The organism is Microbacterium sp. LB12 (genome assembly GCF_037150835.1).
Lineage (GTDB): Bacteria > Actinomycetota > Actinomycetes > Actinomycetales > Microbacteriaceae > Microbacterium.
Map to the genome: position 1 here is coordinate 17,496 of NZ_JBBCPF010000018.1, position 9,802 is coordinate 27,297.

General features: G+C 68.3%; 9 protein-coding genes. All 9 read left to right on the plus strand.

Annotated features, from left to right (window positions below; translation table 11 throughout):
- Positions 1-16 precede the first annotated feature (16 nt).
- The 9 genes from WFM69_RS18865 (at position 17) to WFM69_RS18905 (ending at position 9,705) form a co-directional block, all read left to right on the plus strand.
- A complete protein-coding gene (locus tag WFM69_RS18865) occupies positions 17-1,015 on the plus strand; it encodes a zinc-ribbon domain-containing protein (protein ID WP_337007327.1) in 999 nt (332 codons plus the stop codon).
- A gap of 86 nt (positions 1,016-1,101) precedes the next feature.
- Positions 1,102-3,753, plus strand: a complete 2,652-nt coding sequence (locus tag WFM69_RS18870) for a hypothetical protein (RefSeq protein WP_337007329.1) — start codon at positions 1,102-1,104, stop codon at positions 3,751-3,753.
- 130 nt (positions 3,754-3,883) lie between these two features.
- A complete protein-coding gene (locus tag WFM69_RS18875) occupies positions 3,884-4,885 on the plus strand; it encodes a DNA-processing protein DprA (protein ID WP_337007331.1) in 1,002 nt (333 codons plus the stop codon).
- A 68-nt stretch (positions 4,886-4,953) separates the two neighbouring features.
- Positions 4,954-5,496 (plus strand): hypothetical protein, encoded by a 543-nt coding sequence (locus WFM69_RS18880; RefSeq protein ID WP_337007333.1) that lies wholly within the window; start codon positions 4,954-4,956, stop codon positions 5,494-5,496.
- On the plus strand, positions 5,493-7,298 hold the full coding sequence (locus WFM69_RS18885; protein ID WP_337007335.1) for a TraM recognition domain-containing protein: 1,806 nt from the start codon (positions 5,493-5,495) through the stop codon (positions 7,296-7,298). The genes WFM69_RS18880 and WFM69_RS18885 overlap by 4 nt, the downstream gene beginning before the upstream one ends.
- A 36-nt stretch (positions 7,299-7,334) precedes the next feature.
- Positions 7,335-7,784 carry a single-stranded DNA-binding protein gene (locus WFM69_RS18890; protein ID WP_337007337.1) on the plus strand — a complete coding sequence of 150 codons (450 nt, stop codon included), beginning with the start codon at positions 7,335-7,337 and terminating at the stop codon, positions 7,782-7,784.
- Positions 7,785-7,882: 98 nt separating this feature from the next.
- On the plus strand, positions 7,883-8,395 hold the full coding sequence (locus WFM69_RS18895; protein ID WP_442928438.1) for a hypothetical protein: 513 nt from the start codon (positions 7,883-7,885) through the stop codon (positions 8,393-8,395).
- Positions 8,379-8,579: a helix-turn-helix domain-containing protein gene (locus WFM69_RS18900; protein ID WP_337007339.1), complete on the plus strand. Its 201-nt coding sequence runs from the start codon at positions 8,379-8,381 to the stop codon at positions 8,577-8,579. The genes WFM69_RS18895 and WFM69_RS18900 overlap by 17 nt, the downstream gene beginning before the upstream one ends.
- Positions 8,572-9,705, plus strand: coding sequence for a site-specific integrase (locus WFM69_RS18905; protein WP_337007341.1), 1,134 nt, complete (start codon positions 8,572-8,574; stop codon positions 9,703-9,705). Before WFM69_RS18900 ends, WFM69_RS18905 begins: the two co-directional genes overlap by 8 nt.
- The last annotated feature ends 97 nt before the right edge of the window (positions 9,706-9,802 follow it).

The following is a 9,802-nucleotide window of genomic DNA, read 5'->3' on the forward strand; positions in this document are numbered from 1 at the left end:
ATGCCATCCTGATGCCGTGATCGAACGGCCCATTGATTTCACGCGACCGCGACGGATGAAGTGTGGCGCGTGTGCCCACGAATGGGACGCGACCATCGACTGGCTGGACCGCTTCGACCAAGGCAAAGAGGGCTGCCCAGCATGCGGCACAGACTGCCGAGGCGAGGACCGCCCCGATTTCACCGCCACTCCCGAGGATCTGGCACACGACGAGGCCGCAACCTGCGACCTCACCTGGTATCACTCATCGACACACGCAGTGTGGCCCGACCGTGACTTCGACGCAGCCTCTGGTCTGACTGAAGAAACCAGGCAGCGCATGGAATCGATGAGTGCACGCCCTGGTGCCGTTGAACGATGGGCCGCACGCCAGAAGTCGAAAGCCCTGCACGTCGGCACCTACGAGGCCGCCGTCGAGAACATGTTCCGCCGCATCGACGACGAAGGCGGGTCGACGGATCAGTTCTTTCTCCACAGGGTGCGGCTCCGCCAGGACTGCGTGATCGAGCCGGGTGTGCATCCTGAGCCCACCGATTTCGTTGGCAACGCCTACCTCGCCGAGGTTTGCGCTCCGGGCGTGAACGTGCTCCGCTACGTAAATGTTCACGAGGACGCCTCCCGAATTTCCCTCGCCCTCGACATCGATGCGATCGATGCTGTACAAAGCATCCCGATTCCGCTCCCCATTGACACGGGCGACGCCTGGATCACCGATGCAACGGCACGCCTGCGCAGTGCAAGCTTGCGACCGCCCGAGCCCATGACCTCCAAGCTCCAACGATTTCGGCCCCGGCCGATACCAGCGTTGGTAGCCGAAGGACGCCAACTCGTAGAGGAGGCTGGTGCAGAGCTGCCGGTGAACTTGCGAGACCGGTTCGATCTGGAAACCGATGAAGAGACCTTCGCTTCCGATCCCGCTGGTTTCCCGGCACGGATTCTCGGACTTGTACGGCTCGTAACAGACCCTCGGCAGGTACTGGCCGCTCTCGACGCCCAAGACTGGCGAACCGTCTAGCACCGCAGAGTCGCAGCGGGCGCACCTGACAGGTGGCCGTCGCCGTACCGGCGATGGTCTCCGATCTCGTCAGGAAGGCCTCGCGCATGTCCAGCACCTCTCTCGTTCCACCAGATACCTCGCCTCCACCGCCCGCCCGTGCCGCGGCTCGGATCGCGGCAGTCCTCACGGCGCTGCTTCTGCTGTTCGGCGGGGTGTTCTTCCCGGCGCCGGCTCAGGCTGCGACGCTCGGCACCGGGTACGGGGACGAGAACCTGTTCATCGGCGCGTTCTCCTCGCACGGCCGGCAGACCTATTGCATGGATCTCGGTGCGGTCGGGCCGTGGGGCACTACGGAGCCGCCCGAACTGAAGACCACGCTCGACGCCCTCTCTCGCACGCAGCTCGCGCAGCTCAACTACGTGATGGGCCGGTGGGGCGAATCCCGTGATCCGAACATCACCTCCGCGGTCGCGATGTTCGTCTGGGATGTCGCCGACCACGACGTGTATCTGCGCAAGGGCGGAGACGGCGGGCTCATCACCGGCGTCCCCGGAAACCAGCAGGCCACCGTCCTGGCGCACTTGGCCGCGATGCGCGATGCCGCCGCATCCAACGCGGTCAAGGACCCGTCCGTGTCGCTGTCGATCGCGATGACCGACCAGTACCACGGAACCCTCACGATCGCCGCGGACCCGGCGTCCTTGTCCGGCACGGTGAGCTTGTCGAATGCGACGTTCGCGAACGGCAACACGTCGGCGACGCTGGGCGCGGGAACGCATCAGATCATCGGCACACCAGCAGAGGGCGCACCCGACTACCGGGTGCGGGCCGCGTTCACGGCATCGTCGGTCGGACTGGGCGCCGGGGTGGACCTGTTCTACACACCTGGTTCACAGCGCATTCTCGCTGCGGCGTCGTTCAAGCCGTTGCTGGCGCAGGCCGAGTCGCCGGTGATCCCGTTGGACTTCCAGCCGGTCATCGAGACGCAGGTGTCGTCGAAGTTCGTGCAGGCCGGCACTCCGTTCACCGACGAGCTCAACGTCACGGTGACGAAGCACTCGTGGATCAAGATCAACGGCGCCCCCGTGCCGGTGCGCGCCGAAGGCACCCTGTACGGGCCGTTCGACGCGCAGCCCGCCGAAGCGAACGCACCCCCGGCCGGTGCCCCCGTGCTCGGCACCGAGTCCCTGACGCTCACGCATCCCGGCACCTACGTGTCGCCGGGGACGCTCGTGGCCCCGTCGTCGGGGTTCTACACGTGGGTGTGGAGCATCGACAAGGAGAAGCAAGGCGCGAACGCGAAGTACCTCACCGACTCCTTCACCGACCGATTCGGCAGAGTCGCAGAAACTTCCGTGGCGCCGTTCCAGCCCGAGGCGGTATCGAAGGCGAACGGCAGGCTCGTGAAGCCCGGCGACGCCGTGACGGACACGATCACAGTGTCGTCGACGAACGGGGCGTGGCTGAAGCAGAACGGGACCCCGATCCCGGTCGTGTTCGAGGGCACCGCCTACCAAGTGTCCGGCACGCTTCCTCCCGCCCAGGGTGCGGAGATCCCCGCTGGCGCGATGCCGGTGGGGACGGTGCAGGTCGTTGCGGAAGGCCCCGGCACGTACACGTCGCCGGCGGTGACGTTGCCGGATGCGGGGTTCGTGACCTGGGTGTGGGAGGTGAAGAAGGCGTCGCAGCCGGAGTGGGTGCGCCCGTTCCTCGCCGCCGACTGGCGCGACCAGTACGGCATCAACGTCGAAACCCACTCCGTGCGATGGCCGGTCACGATCACATCGGAGGTGCGCGAGTACAACGTACACAAGGGCGGGCGCGCGTTCGACCGCATCACCGTCACCGGGTTCCCCGACAACCACCCCGACTTCACCGGAGACGGCTACTGGGGTCCCGACGCGAAGGAACTGACGCATGCCGTCTACGGTCCCTTCGCCACCGACGCGGAGCTGACGGCGGATATGCCGCTCGAGGATGCCCCGGTGCTGACGAGGATCACGACGCCCGCGAAGAACGGCGTCTTCGACATCGGCTACACCGATGAGGATGCGATCCGGCCTGAGAAGCCCGGCTACTACGTGATCGTTACCTCGTTCGAGGGCGATGATCGGGTGCAGCCGTTCGTGAGCTCCCCGGCGGATATCTGGGAGCGGTTCTTCGTCCCCGGAGTCGAACAGCCGGTGTCGGTGGTCACGCAGGCGCAGGAGTCCGCGTTCGTGGGTGACCCGTTCTCCGATACCGCGCTCGTGCAGGGCACGGACATCCCGAAGGGCGCCTACCTCGTGTTCCGCGCCTACGGACCCCAGCCCGCAGGCGATGCCCCGGTGTGCGAGGTGCCGTTCTTCACCTCGGCGAAGGTCCCGGTCACGCAGGCCGGCCACTACCGCTCCGGAACGACGACCGTCGAGAATCCGGGGAACGTGTACTGGGTCGAGACCCTGTACGACCAGGACGGGAAGGTGATTGCCTCCGGGAAGTGCGGTGCGCCGGGTGAGACGACAGTGGTCACCGAGCGCCCGCCGGGCACACCGCCGACGCCGCCGACCCCGCAACCGCCGCTGCCGAAGCCGCCGACCTCCCTGGCGGAGACGGGCAGCGACGGATGGATGAGTCTCGTCTGGGGTGGGATCGCGGCTGCGCTCCTCGCGACCGGCGGCACGCTCTGGTTCGGGCGCAGGCTCGCGCTCTACCGGGAGCGCAACGGCTACGTCAGAGAGGAGGACACCGGTATCGATGACCTGATGAACGAATAGCGCGCCCCACAGCAACGGGCGGAACCGCGCGGCCCCCTTCCCCGGAGGGCCGGCACGGTTCCGCCCGTTCTCGTATGCCCGCCCGGCGCACCTGCCCCCTGAGCAACAACCCACCGGGAGGGCAGAGATCATGCAGGACAGCGACGACGCGCGGGCACGGATGACGATCGCCGCGCTCACCGAACCCGGACACTCAGTCACGGGGCAGTTGCTCCGGGTCATCGGCCCGACCGAGACCCTTGCGCTGCTCCGGAATCCGCGCATCCCGATCCCGGCACAGGTCGACCCGGTACTGGGCACGCAGTGGCGGGAAGCGACCGCGGCCCGCCTGGTCGACGGCCTCGCCGACCAGGTAGCACGCCTCACCGACCAGCATCAGCTTCGCGTCCTCACGCCCGGCGGTCCCGGCTGGCCGGTCTCGTTCGCGGATCTCGGCGACCGGGCCCCGGTGATGCTGTGGGCGAAAGGGAACCCCGAACTGCTCACCTCTTCGCTCGCCTCGCGGGTAACCTTCACCGGGGCCCGCGCCTCCTCCTCGTACGGCGAGCACGTCACCAGGGAGCTCGTCTCGGATCTCGTCAGGGAGCCGCGGATCGTCGTCGCGGGCGGGGCGTACGGGATCGATGCCGCCGCGCACCGCGCCGCCCTCGCTGCCCGCCCTGCATCCACGATCGCCGTCCTCGCCGGCGGCTTGGACCGCGCCTACCCGGCCGGGCACGCGGAACTGTTCGGAGACATCGTCGATGCCGGCGGAATCCAGATCAGCGAGACCCCACCGGAGACCGTGCTCACCCGGTGGCGGTTCATCGCCCGCGCCCGCCTCCTCGCCGCTCTCGGCGGCGCCACGGTGATCCCGGAGGCCGGGTACCGGTCCGGGTCGCTGCTGGTCGCCGCGCGTGCGACCGAACTCGGACGCCCCGTCGGCACCGTCCCCGGCCCCATCACCTCCGCCGCCTCCTCCGGCTGCCACCGTCTGCTGCGGGAAGGCCTCGCCGAGGTCATCACCCACGCCGGCGACATCACCGAACTCCTCGACCCCACCCCGCCGTCGTTCCTCAGCCCCGCCATCCAGGAAGTCGCCCGCCGTGCGGCACCGGATGCCGGCAATGCCGCGAGGCGCGCCGCCCTCTGAACCGCCCCCTGCCGCCCGCCCGCCACCGTGCGGTGGGCGGCCCCTCTGTGATCTCGAAGGAGAACCGTATGTCGAAGCGTGCCCGTACGAAAGCCGATGCCTCCGTGGTGGTGATGGTGCGAATGGTCGTTCAGGACGACGGCACTCTGCAGGTCACCGTCGATGGTGCCCCGTATCTTCCGGCGGAGTTCGCGCCACCGTGGCGGCGCGCCTCCTACCCGCACATCGTGGATGCGATCAGCGAGCAGCGGCCGGGTCAGACGCTCCGCGTCGACGTGATCGAAGTCGACGGCCGGGTCATCACCGACTACCGCGTCCCACCCAAACCCCGCCGCACGGCCCCGGCACCGGCACCGGCTCCCGTGCCGGCGCAGCAACACGTCAGCCAGGCAACCGCGACCACGCCTCCGCGACTGGTGGAGTTCGCTGGGTCCGGGTTCGTGCCCGGTGAGGACGTGGCGGTCGCGATCGTGATCGCGCACACCGAGACCGGGCCGGACGGGACCTCGCGCACGCTGATCGATGCCCGCTATCTCGATCACGCGCCGACGCGGGAGGTGATCCTGCTCGGCCGGATCTCCGGCACCATCTGCATCGGCCAATCCACATGAGCAGTCCGATCCGCCCGACCGGGACGCTCGGCGACGAACTCACCAACGCCGCCCTCGTCCTCCTCGCCGCCCTCGGAGTGATCGCCGTGCTCCTCCGTGCCGCGGGCAGCATCGCCGCATTCGTCACCGGGATCCCACAACCGGCTGCGGGGCTCGGCGCAGGGGCCGGGGTGCTACTGCGGCCGGGCGACCCCGCAAGCGCCCTCCATGCTCCCGACCTCAACCCGGTCGTGTACTGGCTGATCGCCGGGGGGCTGATCCTCGGTGCCGGGGCTGCCGCTTGGCGGGTCTGGGTGTTGCTTCGCCATCACTCGCGGCGGCAGGCGATGGACCCGTACAGGATCGCCGGGATCGCGACCCGCACCGAAGTCACGCACGCCGGCTCGCCGCGGGCGCTGCTCGCCCGGGCCGGCAACCTGCGCCCCTCCCTCGACCGACCGACGCCCACGGATGTCGGGTATCGGATCGGGGCGTCCCGCGGGGTCGAGGTGTGGGCTTCGGTCGAGGACTCGATCCTGCTCATCGGACCGCCCCGCTCCGGGAAGGGCGTCCACATCGTCATCAACACGATCCTCGACGCGCCCGGCTCGGTCATCACGACCAGTACCCGGCCCGACAATGTGACCGCGACGATCCGTGCCCGTCAGAAGATCGGGCCGGTCGCGGTGTTCGATCCGCAGCACCTCGCCGATGGCATCCCGGCAGGGCTGCGCTGGTCGCCCGTCCGCGGCTGCGCGGACCCGCTGACCGCGATGATCCGCGCGTCCGGGCTCGCGTCCGCGACCGGGCTCGGGAAAGGCGGCGTCGAAGGCGGCGACTTCTGGGAAGCGAAAACCCGCGTCGCCCTCCAATGCCTCCTCCACGCCGCCGCCCTCGACGACAGGCAGCCGGCCGATCTGTTCCGTTGGACACTCGACCCCTCCGCCGCGGGCGATGCCGTGTCGATTCTTGCTTCGCATCCGATGGCGGCCGGAGGTTGGGCGGACGCGCTGCAGGCGATGATCGACGCGGACCCGAGAACCCGTGACTCGATCTGGCAGGGCGTCTCCCTCGCCCTCGCCGCTCTCGCGGACCCGCGCGTGCTCGACGCCGTGACACCCAGACCGGACGAGGTCTTCGATCCCGAGGCGTTTCTGGAGCAGCGGGGCACGCTGTATCTCCTCGCGACGGCCGCGGGTGCGAACAACAGCGCGCCCCTAGTTGCGGCGCTCATTGAAGACGTGGTGGAAGCTGCGCGCCGACTCGCAGCGCGCAGCCCGGGCGCCCGGTTGGACCCGCCGCTGCTGCTCGCGCTCGACGAGGTCGCAAACCTGTCACCGTTGCCGTCGTTGCCGACGCTCATGGCCGAGGGCGGCGGTACCGGGATCACGACCATGCCCGTCCTGCAGTCTCTCGCCCAAGCCCGCGAACGGTGGTCCGAGAACGCGGCTCACGCGATCTGGGATGCGGCGATCGTGAAGATCATCCTCGGCGGCGCCTCCAACAGCCGCGACCTTGGGGACCTCTCCACCCTGATCGGGGAACGGGATGAAATCACCGACTCCACCACCGTCGGCGACCACGGCTCCCGCTCCGCGCAACGCTCCATCCGCCGGGTCCCGATCATGCCACCCGACACGATCCGCCGACTCCCGTTCGGCACCGGACTCGTGCTCCTCCGTGCGGCACCCCCGATCGTCACACGACTCCGCCGCTGGACCGAGCGCATCGATCGTGCGCAACTCGTCACTGATCGTGCCGAGGTCGAATCGCAGCTGCACTACCGCGGCACCGCGGGTGACGGCGGCGCACCTACGGAGTAGAGCCGCGACCGACGCGGTGCAGGTAGGAGAAACGCGATGGACATGCGATCCAAGACCTCTGTGTCCGGGTATCTCGCCCGGACCCCGCAGTTGAAGCGGCTGCAGGACGGGCTACTCCTGTTCGTGACCCAGCTCGGGCAGAAGCAGTACCAGCGCCAGAGCGACGGCACCTTCACACTCACGGGCACCGCCTATGTCGGACTGACCGTGCTGGGTGCCCGGGCCGAGGCCGCCTTCGAGCTGTTCACCGAGGGCGACGATGTGGTCGCGCTCGGCGAGTTCCACTCCCGAACGTTCGAGCGTCGGGGGGAGAGCGTCGAACAGGTCCAGTTCCGCGCCGACAAGCTGCTCTTCGACACCTCGCATCCCCGCTATACGGTGGCGCGAAGCCCTCGCCCCGTCGACGCAGCGCCTTCGCTGCCCGCATCGTCCCCGTCGGCAGCGGTCGAGTTTCGTGCGCCGGCCGCGATGGCGCTGGGTCGGTGACCAGCGTGAGCGACATCCCGCCGCTTCAGGTGCCCGACGACGAGCCCGAGGCAGAGTTCGATCCCGAGATTGAGGAAGATGACCTTTACGACCAGCTCATGGCCGGCACCGCGCTTCCGGAGCCGCCGCGCCCGATCAACTGGAATCTCCTCTCCTCGGGCGATGCCGAAGCGGAATGGTTGGCGCTGAACCAATGGGTGGACTGGCTCCGTCGCACCTATGGTCTGCCCGCATCCGTCGTGCCGCCGTTCTGGCACCGACACCCCGAGCTGGTGTGGGAACTCTCGGCCCTGCATCTGCACTGGATCGCGAGCTACGACCCCGACCAATCAGCGTCAGGGCCGATCGCCTGGCACACCGACTTCGTAGCCGCCCGCGACCGGCTCCACGAATGGGTCGCTACCTGCGGCACCCGGATCGACCGTGACCGCCCGACACGGCAAACCACCTGGCCGGGCGAGGACCAGCAGGGGCCGATCGAAGACGAGACGATCACGGATCGCGCGGAAGACTTCATCGGCTTCGTGGCCGCGGACGTGCAGGCGCGTCAGGAGATCGAAGATGAATTCCTCCGCGCACGGCGATCGACCGATCATGTCCGTGACGACTGATGCCGTCGAACCGCTCTGGAACCCGCGCGAAGCCGCCGAGTTCCTGAACGTATCCCCGGCTACGCTCTCTCGCTGGCGCAGCCAGCAGGAGGGACCTCCGTTCGTGCAGGTCGGCGCCGTCGCCCGCTACAACCCGCCGACGGTGCGCGCCTGGGTGCTCGAACGCGAGGCCGATCATGGCTGATCCGCGCAAGCATCAAATGCCGCCGCTCGGCGTGAAACTCACCGAGAGCACCGAGAGCCGCGGGAGCGGGCTACTTGCGCGGGTGCGGTGGACCGATCCGCACACGAAGAAGCGCCCCAGCCGGTCCGAGTTTGTCGCCACCCAGGAGGAGGCGGAGGCGTTCTTCGAGAAGATGCGCCAGTCCACCGAGACAGGCGCGGACATGCTCATCACGCTCAAGGAGTACGTCGATTCCATCGGCGACCGTTGGCAGCGCGGCCTCGATCCAACCTCCACCGTCGACGGCTACGACGCCGGCCTCCGGCTCCGCGTTCTGCCCGCGCTCGGGCACCTCAAGGTCAGCAGGATCAGCACCGGCCTCATCGACCGCACCATCGACCGGTGGGAGACCGAGTACGGACCATCGACCGTGAAGAACAGCATCGCGCCCCTGGTACGCGTGCTCGATGTCGCCGTGCGCGACGAAGTGATCCCGTCCAACCCCGCGAGAACCCGAGCACGTCGCACATACGGCAAGGACGACAAACGACAGACCGGCGGATTCCGCGCCTTCGCGATCCCAGACCTCGACACCCTGAACCAGCTTGCAGACGCCTGCGAAGAAGTCCACCAGAGCTACTCCGATCACGTCATGCTCTGCGCGCTGCTCTCCGCCCGCGGGTCAGAGGTCGCCGGCCTCCAAGTCGGAGACATCGACTGGAGCAGTCGGATCGTGACGATCGAACGGCAGACCTATCCCGGCAAAGGGGGACTGGTCACGAAGGAGACGAAAGGTCGCACCACCCGCTACGTGCCGATCCTCGATGCTCTTGAACCGATCCTCGTCCGCCTCACCGCAGGCAGAGATCCGGAAGATCCGCTGCTCCGCGGCCCACGCGGAGGAGTGCTCACGACGGCCACAGTGCGGGATGCGACCAAGTGGGATCAGCTCGTCACGGGGCTCGGGCTCGAGAACCTCAAACGGCACGGGCTCCGGCACACAGGCGCGACCTGGCTTGCCGATTCGGGCGTCCCGCTGCATGTGCTGCAACGCATCCTGGGCCACGCCTCGATCGAGACGACCAAGGGCTACCTGCATCCCGACCATCGGCATCTGAGCCCTGATCCACCGTCGCGATTCGGTTGAGCCGCGTTTCGCTTTTCGTTGAGTTGTTTCGGCGGGCGGGCGTGCGTGTTCTGCCAGCCGGGGCTCTGGCTTATCCACGTCGATCTCCGGTTCGTGC